This window comes from Nguyenibacter vanlangensis (genome assembly GCF_038719015.1).
Taxonomy (GTDB): Bacteria; Pseudomonadota; Alphaproteobacteria; order Acetobacterales; family Acetobacteraceae; genus Gluconacetobacter; species Gluconacetobacter vanlangensis.
On record NZ_CP152276.1, the window covers coordinates 892,509 to 911,690 of the forward strand.

Annotated in this window: 18 protein-coding genes; 3 read left to right on the forward strand and 15 right to left on the reverse strand. The window is 64.9% G+C overall.

Annotated features, from left to right (window positions below):
* Positions 1-26: 26 nt before the first annotated feature.
* Positions 27-1,229 carry a deoxyguanosinetriphosphate triphosphohydrolase gene (locus AAC691_RS04155; protein WP_342629044.1) on the reverse strand — a complete coding sequence of 401 codons (1,203 nt, stop codon included), beginning with the start codon at positions 1,227-1,229 and terminating at the stop codon, positions 27-29.
* A 177-nt stretch (positions 1,230-1,406) separates the two neighbouring features.
* On the opposite strand from AAC691_RS04155, the gene AAC691_RS04160 reads away from it, so the two are divergent.
* Together AAC691_RS04160 and AAC691_RS04165 are read left to right on the forward strand one after the other, a co-directional pair.
* Positions 1,407-1,787 carry a HesB/IscA family protein gene (locus AAC691_RS04160; RefSeq protein ID WP_408906054.1) on the forward strand — a complete coding sequence of 127 codons (381 nt, stop codon included), beginning with the start codon at positions 1,407-1,409 and terminating at the stop codon, positions 1,785-1,787.
* Positions 1,788-1,802: 15 nt separating this feature from the next.
* Positions 1,803-2,579 (forward strand): exodeoxyribonuclease III, encoded by a 777-nt coding sequence (locus tag AAC691_RS04165; protein WP_342629045.1) that lies wholly within the window; start codon positions 1,803-1,805, stop codon positions 2,577-2,579.
* A 122-nt stretch (positions 2,580-2,701) separates the two neighbouring features.
* Here AAC691_RS04165 and AAC691_RS04170 read toward each other — a convergent pair whose 3' ends face one another.
* The 12 genes from AAC691_RS04170 to AAC691_RS04225 all read right to left on the reverse strand — a co-directional run bounded on the left by AAC691_RS04170 (position 2,702) and on the right by AAC691_RS04225 (position 15,363).
* A complete protein-coding gene (locus AAC691_RS04170) occupies positions 2,702-3,040 on the reverse strand; it encodes a hypothetical protein (protein WP_342629046.1) in 339 nt (112 codons plus the stop codon).
* A gap of 109 nt (positions 3,041-3,149) precedes the next feature.
* Positions 3,150-4,604, reverse strand: coding sequence for an amino acid permease (locus AAC691_RS04175; protein WP_342629047.1), 1,455 nt, complete (start codon positions 4,602-4,604; stop codon positions 3,150-3,152).
* A complete protein-coding gene (locus tag AAC691_RS04180; RefSeq protein WP_342629048.1) occupies positions 4,598-5,473 on the reverse strand; it encodes a cell envelope integrity EipB family protein in 876 nt (291 codons plus the stop codon). The genes AAC691_RS04175 and AAC691_RS04180 overlap by 7 nt, the downstream gene beginning before the upstream one ends.
* 80 nt (positions 5,474-5,553) lie before the next feature.
* The gene (aspS, locus tag AAC691_RS04185; protein ID WP_342629049.1) at positions 5,554-7,425 is read right to left on the reverse strand and encodes an aspartate--tRNA ligase; all 1,872 of its coding nucleotides are present in this window, start codon (positions 7,423-7,425) and stop codon (positions 5,554-5,556) included.
* A 141-nt stretch (positions 7,426-7,566) separates the two neighbouring features.
* On the reverse strand, positions 7,567-8,664 hold the full coding sequence (gene mtnA / locus AAC691_RS04190; protein ID WP_342629050.1) for an S-methyl-5-thioribose-1-phosphate isomerase: 1,098 nt from the start codon (positions 8,662-8,664) through the stop codon (positions 7,567-7,569).
* 332 nt (positions 8,665-8,996) lie between these two features.
* The gene (locus tag AAC691_RS04195) at positions 8,997-11,534 is read right to left on the reverse strand and encodes a TonB-dependent receptor domain-containing protein (protein ID WP_342629051.1); all 2,538 of its coding nucleotides are present in this window, start codon (positions 11,532-11,534) and stop codon (positions 8,997-8,999) included.
* 50 nt (positions 11,535-11,584) lie between these two features.
* The gene (locus tag AAC691_RS04200; RefSeq protein ID WP_342629052.1) at positions 11,585-12,028 is read right to left on the reverse strand and encodes a hypothetical protein; all 444 of its coding nucleotides are present in this window, start codon (positions 12,026-12,028) and stop codon (positions 11,585-11,587) included.
* The gene (locus tag AAC691_RS04205) at positions 12,025-12,468 is read right to left on the reverse strand and encodes a cytochrome c (protein ID WP_323991314.1); all 444 of its coding nucleotides are present in this window, start codon (positions 12,466-12,468) and stop codon (positions 12,025-12,027) included. The genes AAC691_RS04200 and AAC691_RS04205 overlap by 4 nt, the downstream gene beginning before the upstream one ends.
* The gene (locus AAC691_RS04210) at positions 12,465-13,004 is read right to left on the reverse strand and encodes a methylamine dehydrogenase light chain (protein WP_176639647.1); all 540 of its coding nucleotides are present in this window, start codon (positions 13,002-13,004) and stop codon (positions 12,465-12,467) included. The genes AAC691_RS04205 and AAC691_RS04210 overlap by 4 nt, the downstream gene beginning before the upstream one ends.
* Positions 13,005-13,074: 70 nt before the next feature.
* Positions 13,075-13,668 carry a methylamine dehydrogenase accessory protein MauD gene (mauD, locus tag AAC691_RS04215; protein ID WP_342629053.1) on the reverse strand — a complete coding sequence of 198 codons (594 nt, stop codon included), beginning with the start codon at positions 13,666-13,668 and terminating at the stop codon, positions 13,075-13,077.
* A 1-nt stretch (position 13,669) separates the two neighbouring features.
* On the reverse strand, positions 13,670-14,224 hold the full coding sequence (locus AAC691_RS04220; protein WP_342629054.1) for a MauE/DoxX family redox-associated membrane protein: 555 nt from the start codon (positions 14,222-14,224) through the stop codon (positions 13,670-13,672).
* The gene (locus AAC691_RS04225; protein ID WP_342629055.1) at positions 14,224-15,363 is read right to left on the reverse strand and encodes an amine dehydrogenase large subunit; all 1,140 of its coding nucleotides are present in this window, start codon (positions 15,361-15,363) and stop codon (positions 14,224-14,226) included. Before AAC691_RS04225 ends, AAC691_RS04220 begins: the two co-directional genes overlap by 1 nt.
* 164 nt (positions 15,364-15,527) lie before the next feature.
* Between AAC691_RS04225 and AAC691_RS04230 the strand changes: the two genes are divergently transcribed.
* Positions 15,528-16,448, forward strand: a complete 921-nt coding sequence (locus AAC691_RS04230; RefSeq protein WP_342629056.1) for a helix-turn-helix transcriptional regulator — start codon at positions 15,528-15,530, stop codon at positions 16,446-16,448.
* Between the two features lie 30 nt (positions 16,449-16,478).
* On the opposite strand, the gene htpG is transcribed toward AAC691_RS04230, so the two are convergent.
* Together htpG and AAC691_RS04240 are read right to left on the reverse strand one after the other, a co-directional pair.
* Positions 16,479-18,326, reverse strand: coding sequence for a molecular chaperone HtpG (htpG, locus tag AAC691_RS04235; RefSeq protein ID WP_408904678.1), 1,848 nt, complete (start codon positions 18,324-18,326; stop codon positions 16,479-16,481).
* Positions 18,327-18,528: 202 nt separating this feature from the next.
* Positions 18,529-19,170, reverse strand: coding sequence for an NUDIX hydrolase (locus AAC691_RS04240; RefSeq protein ID WP_176640827.1), 642 nt, complete (start codon positions 19,168-19,170; stop codon positions 18,529-18,531).
* Positions 19,171-19,182: the final 12 nt, after the last annotated feature.

Sequence of the window (19,182 nt, forward strand, 5' to 3'; positions counted from 1 at the left end):
CTGCTGATGATGGACGATCGGGCGTTTCAGCCCGGCACGGACAGATCCGTCAACCGCCGATGTTCCTCCATCGCGAATCGGTCCGTCATACCGGCTATATAATCCGCCACGACGCGGTGCGCACCGGTCCGATCGGTCCCCTGCGCCTGCTGCCGCCACCCGTCCGGCAGCAGCGACAGGTCCGCGGCCAGGATCGAGAAGATCGATTCGACCGCCATGCGGGCCTTGCGCGTCATGCGATTGACCCGCCAGTGGCGATAGAGCCGCGCATAGAGAAAACCGCGAATCGCTCCGTTGTCGCGCGCCATGGCCGGGCTGTAGGCCACGACCGGGGCGGCGGCGCGCCGGACATCCTCGGCCGAGGCCGGGGCCAGTTCCTCGAGATTCCGCCGCGTCTGCCCGGTCAGGTCGACCGCCAGCGCATTGATCACCCGGCGGATGGTCTCATGCCGGATCCGGTCGTCGACCTGCAGTTCCGCCCGCATGTCCGCGCTCATATCCCTCCCGCCCCGGGGCGGTTCCGCCTCGCCGGCCAGCCGCCGCACCTGCGCCAGCGCGTCGCCGACGACCGGCAGGCCCGCCAGGTCCGACAGGCACAGCAGGCCGGCGCGCAGCCCGTCATCCAGATCGTGGGCGTGATAGGCGATATCGTCCGCCATGGCGGCGATCTGCGCCTCGACCGGCGCGTAGCATCCCAGGTCCAGCCCCAGCATCCCGGCATAGCGGGCGACATAGCCGGTGGGATGATCGACCGGCCCGTTATGCTTGATCAGCCCCTCCAGCGTCTCCCAGGTCAGGTTCAGCCCGTCGAAGCCGAAATAGCGGCGCTCCAGCTTGGTCACCTGGCGCAGGGTCTGGGTATTGTGGTCGAAGCCACCCCACTCGCCCATCGCGGCGGCCAGCGCGTCCTCGCCGGCATGGCCGAACGGGGTGTGGCCCAGATCGTGCGCCAGCGCCAGGGTTTCGGTCAGGTCCTCGTCCACGCGCAGATTGCGGGCGATGGAGCGGGCGATCTGCGCGACCTCCAGCGAATGGGTCAGGCGCGTGCGGAAGAAATCCCCCTGATGGTTGACGAAGACCTGGGTCTTGTATTGCAGCGTGCGGAACCCGGCCGAATGCAGGATGCGGTCGCGGTCGCGCTGCCACGGGGTGCGGCTGGGCGATTCGGCTTCGGGATGGAGCCTGCCGCGCGCGGTGGCGGTCTGGACAGCATAGGGGGCGATGCTCATATTGGTCTCAATCCCGCATGGGCGGCGTGCCCGACCGCCGGACGGGCCGGTCGCGCCTCCTGTGTCGATACCCTGCCCCGCGCCGCAAGACCAGTGCGCCCGGCTGGTGCCCGGCTAGTGCTACGACCCTGGCGCGCCACCTTGGCGCGCCACACGATGATGGTGAACCCGATGGACATGACGCACCCCGACTCCCGGCCGGACGCCGGCTTCCGCGTTTCCCCCCAGGCCGTCGCCCGGCTCGAGGAAATCGTGGCCGCACAGCCGGCGGCAGGCGCGGTGGAGCAGGGCACAGGCACCCCCGGCTTGCGCGTCAGCGTGCTGGCCGGGGGCTGCAACGGATTTCAGTACCAGTTCGCGCTCGATGACGCGGCGCGCGCCGACGATACGGTCATTCCGGCCGGACGGACGCGCGTCCTGGTCGATTCCGCCAGCCTGGACCTGCTGGCGGGGGCCGAGCTGCATTTCACCGACGCGCTGATGGGCGCGCATTTCACGGTCCGCAATCCCAACGCCACCTCGTCCTGCGGCTGCGGCACCAGCTTCTCCATCGACTGATCCGCCGATCCCCTCATGAAAATCGCAAGCTGGAACGTCAATTCCGTTCGCCAGCGCCAAAGCCATGTCCTGGACTGGCTGGCGCTGGAAAAGCCCGACCTGCTGGGATTGCAGGAAATCAAGTGCGAGGACGGCGCCTTCCCCGCCGACGCATTCCGCGACGCGGGATACGAATCGGTGGTGGTGGGGCAGAAAAGCTATAACGGGGTCGCCATCCTGTCCCGGGTGCCGTTTTCCGTCACCGCCCGCGCCCTGCCCTTCCTGGCGGACGACATGCCGCAGGCCCGCTATGTCGAAATCGAGGCCGAGGGCCTGACCTTCGGCAATCTGTATCTTCCGAACGGCAATTCGGGCGGCAGCGCGGGGTACGAGGCCAAGCTGGCCTTCATGGAGGCCCTGGCCCTGCACGCCCAGTCCCTGCTGGGCGCGGGCCGCGATGTCATCCTGGCCGGCGATTACAATGTCTGCCCCACCGACGAGGACTGCGCCCCCCACGCCCTGCCGCCCACCGACGCGCTGCTGCGCCCGGAAACCCGCGCGGCCTTCCGCCGGCTGGTCTGGCTGGGCCTGACCGACGCGGTGCGGGCGCTGCATCCGCACGGGCGCTATTACACGTTCTGGGACTATCAGGCCGGGGCCTGGCCGCGCGATTGCGGGCTCAGGATCGACCACGCGCTGCTGTCGCCCCGCATCGCCGAACGGCTGCTCAGCGCCCAGCCCGACCGGGACGAGCGCGGGCGCGCCCAGCCCTCGGATCACGTGCCGCTGGTGGTTACCCTGGCCGCCCCCTGAAGGGCCGCCCCACACAAAAACGCGCAAAAAAGCGGGGCCGGGCTCCCCCGGCCCCAATCCCTCGATCCCAATCCCCTTGACCCGGCCCCTTGACCCGGTCCCTTGACCGAACCCTGGAACCGTCAGCGCCAGCCGGGACGCACCCAGACCCAGCGCGGACCACGCCGCATCCAGTGGCCCCCTCCCCAGGCGCCGCGCGCGCCATAGCGCACATAGCGGCCCGGCACCCAGACATAGCGGCCATTGATCCAGTCCCAGCCTCCGCGGCGCCAGATCCACTCCGGACCACGGGGCGGCGGTATGATTTCGGCGCGCGGCGGCGGCAGCGGCGACGGGGCCCAGCCCGGGGCGACCGGGCCATAGACCTGCGCCTGGGCCGAGGTCGCGTCATAGGTCACGAACGCACTGCCCGCCATCACACCCAGCGCCAGGACGGCGCGGCGGAGACTCTGCCTGCTCATTCCAAATCTTCTCCTGCATCCGGACGGGCCGGTGCCCGCTCCGTCGCCGTCACTCTGGCCCGGCCATCATGGCGCGTGAATGGCAAAATGTGCCCGCTTGTAACACGCTTCATTCCGGCGCCGCCCGGTCGTCCGTCCCGCGCGCCCGGCGCGGCACGATCATCCCCAGCGCCAGGATCAGAACCAGCGTGACGCTTCCCAGCTCGATCTGCACCCGTGTATCGGGCGTCAGCATCATCGTCGCCATCACCAGCAGGATGGCGCCCACCGTCAGCCAGGACAGATAGGGATAGAGCAGCATCGGAAAGGCCGGCCTCCGCCCCGCGCGGCGCATCCGCCCGCGCAGCGCGATCTGCGCGAACACGACCATCAGGTAATCGAACAGGATGATCGCGCCCGAGGCATTCAGCAGGAAACCGAACACCTCGCCCGGAAAGGTCGCGGCGATCACCGTCAGGACCGCGCCCACCGCCGCGCCGAAGGAAATCGCCCGGCGCGGCGCGCCGCTGGGCCCGACATGCACCAGCCGGCCGGGCGCGTCGCCATGCGCCGCCATCTCGAAGAGAATGCGCGACGTCACGTAGAGCGTGGAATTGAGGCAGGACGCGATCGCCACCAGCACCACCAGCGTCATCGCGCCCTCGGCGCCCGGAATGCCGATCCGGTGCAGCACGTCCAGAAAGGGCGAGTGCCCCGGCCGCACCTGGTTCCAGGGAATCAGGCACAGGATGACGCCCAGCGAGCCCATATAGAACAGCATGACGCGGATCACGACGGTGCGGATCGCCTGGACGATGTTGCGCGCCGGGTCGCTGGTCTCCGCCGCCGCCACCGTGGCGATCTCGGCCCCGGCGAAGGTGAACAGGATCGCCGGCAGCAGCGCCAGCGACGCGCTGAACCCATGCGGCATGAAACCGCCCTGGTCCCACAGATGCGCGATTCCGCCATGCAGAGGCGGACCGATCACCCCGAACAGCGCCAGCCCCGCCACGATGGTGAACAGGCCGATCGCGCTGATCTTCAGCAGCGAGAACCAGAATTCGAACTCGCCATAGCCTCGGACCGAGAACATGTTCACGCCCGTCATCAGCCCGATCAGCCCCAGCGCCACCGGCAATTGGGCCACGCCCAGCATCGGCGCGACGATCAGCGCGGCGGCCTTGGCCTCGACCGACGTCACGACCACCCAGAACAGCCAGTACGACCATCCGGTGACGAAGGCCGCGCGCCCGCCCAGCCCGCGGCGGACATGGCCGACGAACGACCCGGCATCGGGGCAGTCGATCGCCATCTCGCCCAGCATGCGCATGACCATGAACACGATCAGCCCGGCCAGCAGATAGGACAGCAGCACCAGCGGCCCCGCCCCCCGGATCATCACCGACGTGTTGACGAACAGCCCGGCGCCGATCATGCCGCCGATCGCGATCATCGAAACATGGCGGCTGCGCAACGAATGGGCCAGGCCGCCGCCGCTGGACACCGCCGCGCCCGTGGGCTCGGCCCCTGGGGGCTCAGCGCCTGGGGGCCCGGCATCCCCCGCCTGTTCCACCCGATTCAGCACCGGTGCCTGTCCCCGCCCGGCGGAACGCTGCCGAGCGAGAAGCTGCGCAAGGTTCCGCGCATGGTGAAATCCCCGAAATCCATGTCCAACTGGTCCGATACGCCATTCGCGAAATAGCGCATGCCGATCGCATAATCCGGGCGCATATCGTGCGAGGACGGGGTGTAGAACGCCACATGCACCCGGCCCGACGGCAGGTGCGCCAGCGCCGGAAAGCCGCTGGACGACGGCGGTCCCCCCCAGCCCAGCAGCATCACATAGGTGTATTGCGCCCCGTCATCGCCGGTGCCGTCGAACAGCATGGGGCTGATGGACGGCGCGCCGCTCCCGGCCGCGCGGATAATCGCGGCGGTATGCGCCATCGGGAACAGCGTGCCGGCCGGCAGCGTCACGCTGTGCGGCACGGGCTGGGTATAATGGATTTCCCCGCCCGACGGCCCCGTCGTCGCCTCGCCCATCACGCGGGTGACAGGCCGCCCGTCCGAGGTCTGGACGGTCCGGAAGACCAGGTGCCGCCCGTCCTTCGATTCCAAGGTCGCGTAGTCCGACACCAGGCTGGTCACGCCGCCCGAGCGCGACACGGTCTGCAACCGCAATTCCTGCTGGGTCGACCATGCGGTGCAGGCATCGGTGACGGCATAGGTCATGGTGCCGCTGGCCGAGACCGTGTCCCCGCCCTTGATCGTCGCCAATGTCAGGTCATAGGCCGCGCGATGCGGGGCCAGACGGATATCGGGCGCCGCCCGCGCCGCCATGATCGTGCCGGACATGACCGTACCGGACAAGATCGCCGCCAGCAGCACCCCCCCCGGAAAAGGCGCCGTCCAGGCACGCCCGAGATCCGTCCAATCGCCGCTTCGCCCCGTCATTCCGCCAGCAGACCCGATTGCGGCGCGGCATGCAACAGCGCAATGCCCCCCACCCCCGCGCCGGACATCACGCAGCGCGCCTATTCGCCCGCCTTCCCGCCACTCGCCTTCACGGGGCTCGCCTTCACGGGGCTCACCTGCGCATCGCTCCCCTGGCCACCCTTGGACGCGGCCGGCTTGGGGCGCGGCAGGTCCAGCGCCAGCGACAATTCCTTCAGCCGCTCGGGCGGCACCGGCGCCGGCGCGCCCATCATCAGGTCCTCGCCCTGCTGGTTCAACGGAAAGAGAATGACCTCGCGGATATTCGGCTCGTCCGCCAGCAGCATGACGATCCGGTCCACGCCCGGCGCCGACCCGCCATGCGGCGGCGCACCATAGCGGAAGGCATTCAGCATGCCGCCGAACCGGGCCTCGACCTCGCTGGCGGGATAGCCGGCGATCTCGAAGGCGCGGATCATCACATCCGGACGATGGTTGCGGATCGCGCCCGAGGACAGTTCGACGCCGTTGCACACGATGTCGTACTGATAGGCGGTGATCGTCAGCGGATCCTGGCCGTTCAGCGCCTCCAGCCCCCCCTGCGGCATCGAGAACGGGTTGTGCGAGAAATCGATCTGGCCGGTTTCCTCGTTGCGCTCGTACATCGGGAAATCGGTGATCCAGCAGAAGCGGAACGCATCCGTCTCGATCAGGTCCAGCTCGGTGGCGATTCGGGTCCGCACCTGGCCCGAGAATTTCACCACCTCGTCGCCCTTGCCGGCGGCGAAGAACACCGCGTCGCCGTCCGCCAGCCCCGTCGCCTCGCGAATCGCCGCGACGCGCTCGGGCTCCAGGTTCTTGGCGATCGGCCCCTTGCCGCCCTCCGCGTCGAAGATGATGTAGCCCAGGCCGCCCGCCCCGGCCTCGCGCGCCCAGGCATTCAGCTTGTCATAGAAGGCGCGCGGACGATCGCCGGCCCCCGGGGCGGGGATCGCCCGCACCGCGCCGCCGTCGCCGACGATGCGCGCGAACAGGCCGAAACCGGACTCGGCGAACGCCTCGGTGACGTCCGAGATCAGCAGCGGGTTGCGCAGGTCGGGCTTGTCACTGCCATAAAGCTTCATCGCCGTGGCATAGGGAATCCGCTCGAACGGCGCCGCGCTGACGGTGCGCCCGCCGCCGAACTCGCGGAACACGCCCTCCATCACCGGCTCCAGCGTCGCGAACACGTCTTCCTGCGTCGCGAACGCCATTTCGAAATCAAGCTGGTAGAACTCGCCCGGCGACCGGTCGGCGCGCGCCGCCTCGTCGCGGAAACAGGGCGCGATCTGAAAATACCGGTCGAAGCCCGCGACCATCGCAAGCTGCTTGAATTGCTGCGGCGCCTGCGGCAGCGCATAGAACTTGCCCGGATGCATGCGCGCCGGCACCAGGAAGTCGCGCGCCCCCTCGGGCGAGGACGCGGTCAGGATCGGCGTCTGGAACTCGACGAAGCCCTGCTCGGTCATGCGGCGGCGCAGGCTGGCGATCACCTGGGCCCGCAGCATCATGTTGCGATGCACCTTCTCGCGCCGCAGGTCGAGATAGCGATAGGTCAGGCGCAGATCCTCGGGATAATGCTCATGTCCCGCGACCTGAAAGGGCAGTACTTCGGCCGCCGACTGGATCTCGACCGCGCGCGCGCGCAGCTCGATCTCGCCGGTCGGCAGGTTGGGGTTCCGGGTCGCCGCATCGCGCAGCACGACCTCGCCCGTGATCGTCAGCACGCTCTCGACGCGCGCCCGCTCCACGACGTCCAGCACCGGCGATCCGGCGGGAATCACGATCTGGGTGATGCCGAAATGATCGCGCAGGTCGATGAACAGCAGGCCGCCATGATCGCGCTTGCTGTGCACCCAGCCCGAGAGGCGGGCGGTCTGCCCGGCATCGCTGGCCCGAAGGGCGGCGCAGCTATGGGTACGGTACGCGTGCATGGTCTTATCCTGTGTCACCTGATCAAAGACGGGGCGCACCGCACCCCGTCCGGACGAAGGCGGAGGAAGCCGGGCCCGGCGCCCCCTGTCAAGGCCGGACCGGCTTCCGTCCCGCCATGCCTGCCCGTTATGCCGGCCTCGTTACGCCTGTTCCGGAAACAGGCCGGCCAGCCCGTCCTGCGAGGCATCGCAGCAGCCCCGCTCGGTGATCAGCCCGGTCACCAGCCGCGCCGGGGTCACGTCGAACGCCGGATTGGCCGCCCCGCTGCCCGGGGGCGTCAATTGCACGGTCTCGATCCGTCCGTCCGCCGTCCGCCCGGTAATCGTCGTCACCTCCGCGCCGCCGCGTTCCTCGATCGGAATCTCGGCCAACCCATCTTGCACCCGCCAGTCGATCGTCGTCGACGGCAGCGCCACCCAGAAGGGCACGTCATTGTCATGCGCGGCCAGCGCCTTCAGATAGGTGCCGATCTTGTTCGCCACGTCGCCGCTGCGGGTCACGCGGTCGGTGCCGACGATCACCATGTCGACCATGCCATGCTGCATCAGGTGCCCGCCGGCATTGTCCGCGACCACCGTATGGGGCACGCCGTGGCTGCCCAGTTCCCACGCCGTCAGCGACGCACCCTGGTTGCGCGGACGCGTCTCGTCGACCCAGACATGCACCTTCAGCCCGGCATCGTGCGCCATATAGATCGGCGCCAGCGCGGTGCCCCAATCGACGGTGGCGATCCAGCCGGCATTGCAATGGGTCAGGATGTTGACCACCCCGTCCGCCCCCCGGCGCGCCGCAATCTCCTGGATCAGGCGCAGCCCGTGGCGGCCGATGGCCTCGTTCTGCGCAGCATCCTCGTCGCAGATCCACCCTGCCTCGTCATAGGCAGCGGCGACGCGTTCGGCGGCGGGCAGCGGGCGCAGCCGCGCCAGCATGCGCTCGATCGCCCAGCGCAGGTTGATCGCCGTCGGGCGCGTCCCGGCCAGCAGCGCCGCGTCACGCTCCATGGCCGCGTCGCCGGCATCGGCGCGCAGCGCCAGCGCCAGGCCATAGGCCGCGACCGCGCCGATCAGCGGCGCGCCGCGTACCTGCATCGTCACGATGGCGCGGGCCACCTGGTCCCGTTCGGTCAGGCGCAGGATGTCCAGCTCCCACGGCAGGCGGGTCTGGTCGAAAATATGGACCGACCAGCCATCCTGCTGATCCACCCACACGCTGCGATAGGGTACGTTGCCGATCTTCATGCCGCCGAGTTCCGTTGATCTGGAAAGCCGCGCAGGGAAGCACCGGCGCCCTCGGTTTTCAACCCCGCACTAAGCAAGGCGAGACGGCCGCAAGGCTCCGTCCGCCTGTGCCGGGCGTACCATCGCCGAAAACCATACCCCAACGGACGGCACGCTGCCAGGAAAAACCCCGGATGCGCCGCGGCAAAACCCGTGCCGGCAGGCAGATATCGTCAGCCGGCACCGGCGCTAGAGCAGATCCCGTTCAAACGGAATCGTTTGAACGGGTGAAGATGCTCGATAAAATAACAACATAGAGCATTTCCGTTGAACCGGTGTTCAGCGGAAATGCTCTAGAACTGGGCGGAAACCGTTCCGAAATATTGTCTCGGCGCCCCGATGAACAGCGTCGGATAATCGCCGGAAACGGGGAAACCGGAAATGCCCAATCCACCGACATAGGCGGAATTGAACAGGTTGGTGACGCCAAAACTGACCTGGACATGCCGGGCGAAGCCGATACGCCCGAAACCATAGGTACCGGAAAGACCCGCCACCCAGTAGGACGGCACATAAACATCATTGACATAGGAAAGCGGGCGTCTGCCGGTATACGTCGCATTGAAATTCACCTGAAACGTCCCGTAGGTGTACGACGCATTGGCTTTATAAATAAACCGAGGATACGCGACCTGATTTTTACCCTTCAAACTGACATTCGCGCCCTCATAATTGATATCACCCCGGTACTCGGCGTCCGTGTAACTGGCCGTATTGAGGATTTCCAGACCGGGAACGGGGCGGGTCGTAACCGAGGCATCTCCGCCATTGACTTCCTCACGTCCCGCATTGACGAATGTGCTGATCGGCTGAAGAGGCGAGCCCGCTTCGGTATTCAAGAGACGATTATAATAATCGACATGATAGATATCGGCCGTGACGTCCACAGCCCTGCTTCCATAGCGGTAGCCGATGACATAGTTCCAGGTTCTCTCCGGTTTGATATCATTCCTGTTTTCCAGAAACTGCTGTTGATTCCCCACGGACCAGGCGCCGCCATTGCCAAGAAACCACGGGTTGTACGTATACGCGCGCATGTTTTCGGCAATGTCCAGGTAAAGCTCGTTATGTGGATTGATCCGGTAATTGATGGAAAAATGCGGAAGAAACGCATTGGACGCCGTAAGGGACCCATCCGGCAGCGCATCCTGCCCGGTCAGGTCGGGATCGTTCTGCTTGGCGCCACCATATGTCGTCTGGAGAACAGAGCGAAATCCCGCGGCAATGTGCAGGTTCCGAAATATCTCATAGGTATCCTGCAAATAGTACTGAAACGTGTTGGAATTGAACCGGTCATCCAGTTCCTCGGCGAACGGGTCATGGAACGGGCCGAGCGGATTGCGCGGCGGCCCCTCTCCAAGCAAGGGCTGCTGATAGAGATAGTTGGGAAAGGAAAAAGAATTATTCTCGTACCAGATGCCGGTTTTCGCGACATTTCTCCCGATCTCATAAGTCAGGGCTTCGGTAAATCCGATTCGCCGCATGTCGGGCTTGCCATCCACCTGCGCGAACGGCGCGCCGTTCGGGGACGCAAAGGGCTGGGTCGCTTCATAGTCGCCATTTGACAATTGACTATAGAGAATAGTCTTCGAACTGAGACGCGACGTCAGGTGAAAATCGCCGATAAGACCCATGATGTCGTTTTCCTGGGTCTGCGCGCCGTCCAGATAGGTCGCATTCGCTTCATCGGACGCATTCCCAAGAGCCTGATAGGCGGCCGGATAGATCCCCAGGGCCGCATTATAGGCAACCGCATAGTTGGGGTAGAGGTAATCCAGACTCGTCCCGAACGTCCGGAACATATTCATATCGATATTAAGATAATTAAACTGACGGAACGATGACCAGTTGAAAAGGGCAGTAATTGTCCCGATATCGCCTACGGGCTGTTCCAGTTTTGCGTTGACCTGCTCCTCCAACTGGCTGCCATACCCTTTCCATTTGTCATTGTCCGTCCGGGCCATGGACACGAAAAACTTGGTACCGCTCGCGTTGAGCTTTCCACTGTCGAGGCGCACGAAGGTCCGGACGGCATTATTGCTTCCGAACATCTGCGTGGCGCGTCCCCCCATCCGGTCATCCGGATCGGCCGTATGGAACTGGATAGCCCCGCCCAGATTCTGCAACGACGGCACATCGACCGCGCCGCCGCCCTGCGACACGCTCATGGCCACGATATTGTCCTGAATCGCGGCCTGGTCCACGCTCAATCCGTTATACTGAAGAAATCCCTGGTCACCCATGGGAATTCCATCAAGCGTTCCCGCAATCTGGCTTTGGTCGAAGCCGCGAATATAAAGCGTATTGGCGGCGGTATCGAGGCCGAAAGCGTCGTCCGAGGCAAACGTCACCCCCGGGGTCGTGGCCGCGAGGATCTTCAGCGGACTGGTTCCCGACACGAACTGGTCCATGACGCGCCGCGTGACCATCGCCTCCGCGCCATGCGACCGGAAACGGGACGCACTGACCTGGATCGTCTCATCCTTGGGCGATATGCTCTCCGCCGCGGGCGAGGAGACGGCGCGCCGGACAGGATGGGCACGCGCCTGGCTATGGGCCCGCTTCTGATACGGTCTCACGACATCATGATCGGCGGCAAAGGCCGACAGGCTGACGGATGCCGTAAGCAGAAACGCAAGGCCGAGCGGCGCTGGCCGGCCGAGCTCCCTGTTTCGGGCAAGGCCGCGACCAGGGCGCGCGACAATTCCGTGTTCGTCCATTCGCGCAGATCGGCCGGACGTCACACAAGAGGTAAGAAAAAACGACTTCTTCATCATTGTTTTCCTGAATACGTAATCCGATTCAAGCGTGATGCCTGCACGATCGCCCATGCCGTCAGTCCGTAACGGGCAACGCTGCCGGTCTGCGGACTGATGGCGTCCTACGGCCAGGGATAGGCGGGAAGCGTGACGCCGCGCCGCTTCAGCAGCGCCGCCAATTTTCGCCTGTATTCCACCAGGTTTCCGATATCTTCTTTCCGAAGCGCGGAAACTTCCTGCGGAGAGAACGATCTGTAATCCCGCCCCAGCGATGCACCCGCGAAACTCTTCATGATATAATTCATGACCTCCGCGATTTCCCTGTCATCCAGGCTCGACCCGATCACGCCCGGAACATGCATCAGATAGGCTCGCCCCTCCGGAAGATCCGCGAATACGCCGACCTGCCCGACGAAATTCGGAATTCCACCGGATATTTCTCCCGATCCGTCGGGAAGATGGCAGCCGGAACATTTCAGCAGATAGCGCGTGCGCGCCGACGGTTCCGCCAGCGCGTTGCCCGAAAAAAGCAGGATCGCGGCCAGAAGGACGGATTGGCGTCTCATTTGACCGCGGCCGCACGCATTGCCCTGATCTCCGAATGGGACAGCGGCTTCCGACGAAGGGCTGCAAGCAGATCGGCCGCCACATGCGCGTCCGCGCCATTCAGGCCGTCAAGGACATAGGTCGCGACGGATGCCAATTGCCCGTCGCTCAACTGCGATTGCGGCGGCATGGCGAGACCCTCATATCGATTGCCCTGCGCGTCGATCGTTCCGTTCAGGCCGCTCAGCATGACCGCGGCGATATAGCGCGCCTTCGCATCGCCCAGCCCGCCCCATAATGCGCGATCGGACAGCGGCGGCGCGAGACCCGGCTGCCCCTGTCCCGACGCCTGGTGGCAACCCGAACACGTCTCGAGATAGAGCGCCTTCCCCTCATCGCCGGCGAAGGCCGGCGATGACGACGCGATCGCGATCATCGCGGAGAGAAAGCGCGTTCTCATTCCGCCAGCCCGACGACGATGGCGACCGTGCAATGGACCCCCTGCTGACCGTTGGCGACACACCAGCTCGATTCACTGGCCAGGCCCATGCGATAGCCCGGACGGTCGCGCTCCTGCCGCGTGCAGCTATCCCCGCATTGGCCCGCCTTCCCGCAACAATCATTGTATGAAACAAGATAATCCTTGTTGTCCCTGGGGTTGCGGCACGTGCCGACCCAGGCCACCTTCGACGGCGTGGTTCCCGGCGGACACTGGGTCACGCTGCCGCCGCATTTGCTGCAAAGCCCGCCATGCAGCGAGCAATAGCGCCAATACTGGCAATCGTCGGGAATCGTGCCGCCCGCCTGCGGTTCCGCGGCATGGGACACGCCGTTTGAATTGTCATAGGGCAGCATCGGCAGGATCGCGCCGCCGACGAAGATTGTCCCCGCCTTGTGGAGCAGACTGCGGCGCCCGGACATGCTGGCGATACGGCGCATGCCGGCCTCGGCCAGGCCATCCATCCATTCAACCCAATTATCGACCCGCTTGGCCATCCGGTGGAACTCCTTTCATGTTTCAGATCATGGACTGTGACAGGGGATACGGTTCTGAAAATTCTTGTTTCTATGCCGCCGGTTGCGCGTCGAGATAGGACTGGATAGAGCCGAATTTCATCTCGAATGCGTTGAACAGGCTGTCGAACTGTTCACGGCTGTTGATCAGCCCCTTGGCACGAATGATGCCGTCCCGGTCGAGCAGGACCGCGTACGGAAGACGCGCGACCCGATAGGCGATCCCAAGCTCGGCCGAGACCACATAAGGGTAGCTCTCCAGGCCGGCTTTCTCGATGAACCGCGCGTGCTGCGCGCGCTCTCCGTCGCTGGCCAGCACCACGTCCAGCCAATTGCCTTCGGCCTTGCGGATCGACTGGATGATAGGAAGCAACTTCTTGCAGACGGGACAGGTCGGAGACAGAAAGAACACCAGCGTCGCGCGCGTTGTTCCACGCCCGATGGCGGCCGTGCCGCCCGTCAGGCTGGCAAGGGTGAAAGGGGGTGACTGCTGGCCGACGGCAGGACCCGAATCGTTCACCAGCGCGCCCATGGGCGCAATGCGTTCGAACAGAATACCCACCTGCCGACCCAGCGCGAGCAGGCAGAGCGCGAGCGCCACCAGAAGAAGGACGATGACCGCCAGGATGAAAATGATAAGCGTCATATCAGGTTCTCACGAATCCGCCGTCTTGCCGCGTAAGACGGGCCAATGATGAATTGGCAAGAATCTGCTCTGCGAGCAGGAACACGATCCAGAACGAGACTCCGCTGAGAACGGCGATTCCGGAACTGAAAGCGTCAAATCCATGCGATGGATACGCCATCGCGACGCCGATGATTGCCATAAGAAGACAATTTCGAATGACCAACGACCAGGACAGACGCTGGACCGCGCCGCCACATCCGCATTCGATATCGGTATGTCCACGAACGATATTGACCGCCATGCCGAAGGCGTAGGCCGTCAGCAATCCGCCGCCCAGAGCCAGTCCGAAAATCCGGCCGCCAGGGACGACCTGAAGCAGAACCACCAGCAGTTCAGCCACTACGAGCACGCCGCAGGCGACAGACAGAAACCGTTCTGGAATGATCCGGTAATCCGCGACATAACCGGTGAATACGGCAAAGTCGAAGAGCTTGTGCCCACCCGCCCGCAGGAAGACGAGCAGAATGAAGACAACGAGAGAGAGCGACAGGTCCGATGGGGCGCCGGCATGCATTACAGATCGCCCATGATCATCGTGGCGAAACCGAAATCCGTATGCTCGGCCGTCTTGCTGAGGGAGAAACCGTGATTTTTATCGACGGCATATTCCCCTATGAGGTTCTTTTCCATATTCAGGCCGTAGAGAACCGGCTTTTCTCCCGAGCTGACGGCGATCGTTGAAATATCGTCCACCGGAGAGCGCGAAAGCAGCGTCCTGCGCGTCAGGTCATAGGCCCAGATCTGCTTGCCGCCACGATGATGCGTACCCTCATGATGATTGGGATACATCGGGACGAACAGAACATTGTCGGCTGCGTTGTAGCCGAGGACACCATAGCCCGAAGTGCCCCAGTTGCCGGGAATCCCCCGCGTCAGGCTGGTAACGCTGACGGTCCTGATCACGCCGCTCTGGTCCGACAGCCGATATATGTTGGCGTTGTAGGAAATGAACAGCAGGTCCCCGCCCGCCCGCGCCGACGCCAGATAAATCGGGTCACTATCGACGTCGAAGATCTTTTCGCTTCTCCGTGACGTAAAGGTCGAACCGTCCGCCCCCAGGGTGAACGTCATGAAGCTGCCATCGGTGCAGATGGTGGAAAAACCATGCCCCTGAAGGGCAGGATAGATGCCATAGCAGCCCGGCTGCGGTATTTCCTGCAGAACCTTGTCGTTTACCAGATCGACGACGGTAACGGACGTCGCCGGGGTCGCGTTCTGGACATAGATGAACTTTTCATCCGCGCTCAGGCGCAGTTGCGCGGCATCGGGAGTGTATTGCGTGATCTTGAATGGAAGGCGGATTTCCTTCTTTACCGTATTGGTGGGTACGTCGAAGATCTGAAGGACGTCTTCTCCGGTTCCATAGGTAATACGGCTGAAGAAGCTGGACGCCATATAGGCGGTATTCCCGTCGCGCGAGAGCGTGGACAGTCCCCACCCACCCCCGCTGACACTCCCTTTCAGGGTCAGGTCCCGCGCCGAATAGATGTACAGCGTGCTGCTCGCCATCCCCATCTGGTTGACGACGACATTGGGGCCCGGCGATATCCTCGTCTTGACCGAGACGGTTTCGGGTACGAACGATGCGTCATCGGCATGAACGGCAACGGGAAACAGGGTCAGGAACATCAGCCACGAACCGGCGGTGATCATTTTACCCATCAAAATCTCTCTCCGCGACAGCATTTTTTTGTGGGTAGCAGGTCGGGTGAGAGGGCAATATCCAGCTTCGTAAATTTAATTGCACAATTATTGTGCATTCGATACGTTGCTCATATGAAATGGTGAAGGGCGCGAAAATGTCACAGAGTTTCAGGATGCAAAGGTTCGCCGATGCGTCCGAACAGGAGACGGCCCTGCCAGGCTGGGAACAGCGCTACATGCAACTGGGGAGAGGTGCGTTCGAGGGCGCGGTCAAGATCGCGTCGTTCGGGCATATCTCGATCATCGAGGAGACGATGAAAGTCTCCATCGGTCAGACCACCAGTCCCCCACCGGACAGCATCGCCATCGTGCTGCCGCTCCACGCCAGCGGCGGCGGGTTGATCAACGGCCAGCAACGCCACGACAAGGCATTCCTCCATGTCGGGGGGCATGAAATCACCGCGGTCGGCAAGGAAGATTGTCACGCCTATTATATTCTGATCGAGCGGGTGGCGCTGCCGGAATTCGACCCCCGACGATTCAGTGGCGTCATGCCGGTATCCGCCTATCCGGAAACGCCCTACATGGCGGGCTGGCTCGCGGCGCTGATGTCGGCCGCGTCGGATACCGCCCAGCGTGCTCCGGGACAGCTCGACACCATTATCCCCGGTCTCGTGACCGACCGCGTTTCAGAGATGGTGTCATATGCCGGTCGCGGCGCGGATCCCGCCCCCCTGCGCGGGACGTTCGCATATAGCGTTTTCTCCCGGGCTCGCCACGTCATCGACGAATCCGACGAAACGTTCCTCTCCGTCGCCGCCATTGCGCAGCAGATCGGTATCCCGGCCTATATTCTCCGATCCGCCTTCCAACAGGTGACGGGCATGACACCGCGCGCGTGGCTGCGCCAGCGGGCCCTGGACCGCGCCAGACGCGCCATGCTGGCACCCGATCTGGCGCGGCGGGGCGTATCCCATATCGCGATGGAATGCGGCTTCTTTCATCTCGGGCGCTTTTCGGCCTATTACGCCGAAACATTCGGCGAGCCGCCGGCCAGGACGATCCGGAGAGTCATGGAAGGGCGCGCGGCCTAAAACCGCGCCGCCCCCCGAAAAGCCATCGAATCAGACGCCGGCCCGGGCCAGGGTCGCGGTCAGGCGGCTGGCGAAGCCCGCCGGGTCCTTGGGGCTCTCGCCGTCCTGGATGCGCGCCACATCCAGCAGGATCAGCGCGACGTCATCGATCGCCTCGCCCCGCGCCACCCGCGCCGCCAGGTCGCGGATCAGCGGATGGGCGGCATTGATCTCCAGCACCGGCGCCAGGTCAGGCACCGCCTGGCCGCTGCGGCGCAGCAGGCGCTGCAACTGCAGGTCCGGCCCCTGCGCCGACGCCGACAGCACGACCGCGCTGCCTACCAGCCGGTTGGTACCCCGCACCTCGGACACCGCCTCGCCCAGCGCGGCCTTCAGTGCCGGCAGCAACGCGTCGAGGTCCGCGCGGGGCGCGTCGTCCTGCGGCGCCTCGAACTTGTCCAGGTCGGCATGGGCCTGGCTGATGCCGCGCAGTTCCTTGCCCTCGAACGTGCCCAGCCGGTCGGGCCAGAAGGAATCGACCGGATCGGACAGCAGCAGCACCTCGATCCCGCGCGCGCGGAACCCCTCCAACTGCGGCGAGGCCGGCAGCGTGCCGGCATTGTCGCCGGTCAGGTAATAGATCGCCTCCTGCCCGTCCTTCATCCGCGCGACATAGTCGGCCAGCGTGGTCAGCCCCTCCTGCGTGCTGGACCGGAAGCGGGCCAGCCCGGCCAGGTCGGTGCGGTATTCGGCATCGTCCCAGATTCCTTCCTTCAGGACCGGGCCGAAATTCTCCCAGAACCCGGCATAGGATTCGGCGTCCTTCGCCCGGCTGCGCAACTCGTTCAGCACCCGGTTGGTCACCGCCTTGCGGATGCGGGCCAGCACCGGGGTCGCCTGCAGCATCTCGCGCGATACGTTCAGCGGCAGGTCCTCGGTGTCCACCACCCCCTGGACGAAGCGCAGCCAGGACGGCAGCAGCCCGGCCTCGTCGGTAATGAACATGCGCCGGACATGCAGCCGCACCCGGCTGTCGCGCACCTGCTCGCCGAATTCGAACGGGCGGCTGCCGGGGATGAACAGCAGGGCGGTGAATTCCAGCGTGCCCTCGGCATGCCAGTGCAGGGTCGCCCACGGTGTGTCGAAATTATGGCTGACATGCCGGTAGAAATCGTTCAGTTGCTCTTCGGTCAGCTCGGCGCGCGGCTTGCGCCACAGGGCGGTGCCGGCATTGGCCGTCTTGTCCTCGCCGTCGCGGCGGATGGTGATCGGCCAGGCGATATGGTCGGCCCATTTGCGCACGATCGCTTCTAGGCGCCAGGCATCCAGGAACTCGTCGGCATCCTCCTTGATGTGCAGGACGATATCCGTGCCGGGCCGCTCGCGCGTCGCGGGGCTCAGCGTAAAGCTGCCCTTGCCGTCGGACGACCAGCGCCACGCCTCGTCGCTGCCGGCGCGGCGCGACACGACGTCGACATGGTCCGCCACCATGAAGGCGGCATAGAAACCGACGCCGAACTGGCCGATCAGGCTCGGCCGTTCCTCGGGCTTGTGCTTGGCCAGCTCCTGGCCGAAGGCACGGGTGCCCGACCGCGCGATGGTGCCCAGGTTGCGCGCCAGTTCCTCCTTGCTCATGCCCGCGCCATCATCGCTGATGGTCAGGCGGCGCGCATCCTTTTCCGGATCGATGCGGACCTTGGCATCCTCCGGCAGGGTGCGGGCGGCATCGGTCAGGGCCTCGAACCGGCGGCGGTCGGTGGCGTCCGCGGCATTGGCGACCAGTTCGCGCAGGAAGATCTCGCGTTCCGAATAAAGCGCATGGACCACCAGGTCGAGCAGCCGCCCGACCTCGGCACTGAATTCATGCTGCTCGCCCCCTGTCGTCGCCTGTTCGACCATCTCATCCTCTTTCCGCTGGATCATCATGCTTCCGGACGGAATCGCCCGAAGGCACGATGATGATTGCCAAAACAAATACTTAAGGTGGGATGATTTCAGCTCCCTGAAATCATCCCGCTCCAAACACAAAACCGCCGCAGCATATGTGCCATGAAAGGCACGATTTCAATCTCCTGCGGCCCGAACGTCCGCGCCGCGGCGCCTATTCGAAATCCGTCGGCAGCGCCGGATCGTGGTAATGGGCGAACATGCGCGCGACCTGCCGCGGCAGCACGCGCCCCAGCGACAGGTCGGCCGGAACGGCATCCCGGGCGAACCAGCCGACGCCCGAGGTCTCGATGCTGGTCGCCGGCGCGCCCCCGGCCAGGTCGCATACATAGAACAGCTTGGCGCAGGAAAACGGGGTGGCGGGATGCCCCTGGCGCGTGCGGTCCCACAGCGCGGCCAGCTTGCGCACCCGCGCGACATAGCCGCTTTCCTCCCGCACCTCCTTCACCGCGCTCTCGGCCGGGGTGACGTTCACGTCCGCCCAGCCGCCCGGCAGGGTCCAGCGTCCCCCATCCAGCGTCTCGCGCACCATCAGCAGACGCCCGGCCCCGTCGAACACGGCGGCCCGCACATCGACCTTGGGCGTGGCATAGCCCTCCTGCGCGGCGAACAGATCCTCGATCCGCCGGACCGGGGCACCGGTATGGGCCGCCATGACGCGCGCGGCCAGCGCCCGCAGCATCTCGTAGCGCTCGCGATCATAGGGATCGCGGGTGAAGGCCAGGCCGGTCTGCGCGATCGCCTGGATCTCGCGCCCCCAGACCAGCCAGTCCGGCTCGACGTCCCCGTTCGACATGTCCGCGTTCCT

Coding starts and splice junctions, on each gene's coding strand:
- AAC691_RS04195 (WP_342629051.1), bottom strand. CDS start 11,534: ATGGGCGATCGTGCAGGCATCACGCTTGAATCGGATTACGTATTCAGG.
- htpG (WP_408904678.1), bottom strand. CDS start 18,326: ATGGTCGAACAGGCGACGACAGGGGGCGAGCAGCATGAATTCAGTGCC.
- AAC691_RS04170 (WP_342629046.1), bottom strand. CDS start 3,040: ATGAGCAGGCAGAGTCTCCGCCGCGCCGTCCTGGCGCTGGGTGTGATG.
- aspS (WP_342629049.1), bottom strand. CDS start 7,425: ATGCACGCGTACCGTACCCATAGCTGCGCCGCCCTTCGGGCCAGCGAT.
- AAC691_RS04180 (WP_342629048.1), bottom strand. CDS start 5,473: ATGACGGGGCGAAGCGGCGATTGGACGGATCTCGGGCGTGCCTGGACG.
- mauD (WP_342629053.1), bottom strand. CDS start 13,668: ATGACGCTTATCATTTTCATCCTGGCGGTCATCGTCCTTCTTCTGGTG.
- AAC691_RS04220 (WP_342629054.1), bottom strand. CDS start 14,224: ATGCATGCCGGCGCCCCATCGGACCTGTCGCTCTCTCTCGTTGTCTTC.
- AAC691_RS04165 (WP_342629045.1), top strand. CDS start 1,803: ATGAAAATCGCAAGCTGGAACGTCAATTCCGTTCGCCAGCGCCAAAGC.
- AAC691_RS04160 (WP_408906054.1), top strand. CDS start 1,407: ATGACGCACCCCGACTCCCGGCCGGACGCCGGCTTCCGCGTTTCCCCC.
- AAC691_RS04230 (WP_342629056.1), top strand. CDS start 15,528: ATGCAAAGGTTCGCCGATGCGTCCGAACAGGAGACGGCCCTGCCAGGC.
- AAC691_RS04225 (WP_342629055.1), bottom strand. CDS start 15,363: ATGATCACCGCCGGTTCGTGGCTGATGTTCCTGACCCTGTTTCCCGTT.
- AAC691_RS04240 (WP_176640827.1), bottom strand. CDS start 19,170: ATGTCGAACGGGGACGTCGAGCCGGACTGGCTGGTCTGGGGGCGCGAG.
- AAC691_RS04155 (WP_342629044.1), bottom strand. CDS start 1,229: ATGAGCATCGCCCCCTATGCTGTCCAGACCGCCACCGCGCGCGGCAGG.
- AAC691_RS04200 (WP_342629052.1), bottom strand. CDS start 12,028: ATGAGACGCCAATCCGTCCTTCTGGCCGCGATCCTGCTTTTTTCGGGC.
- AAC691_RS04210 (WP_176639647.1), bottom strand. CDS start 13,004: ATGGCCAAGCGGGTCGATAATTGGGTTGAATGGATGGATGGCCTGGCC.
- mtnA (WP_342629050.1), bottom strand. CDS start 8,664: ATGAAGATCGGCAACGTACCCTATCGCAGCGTGTGGGTGGATCAGCAG.
- AAC691_RS04205 (WP_323991314.1), bottom strand. CDS start 12,468: ATGAGAACGCGCTTTCTCTCCGCGATGATCGCGATCGCGTCGTCATCG.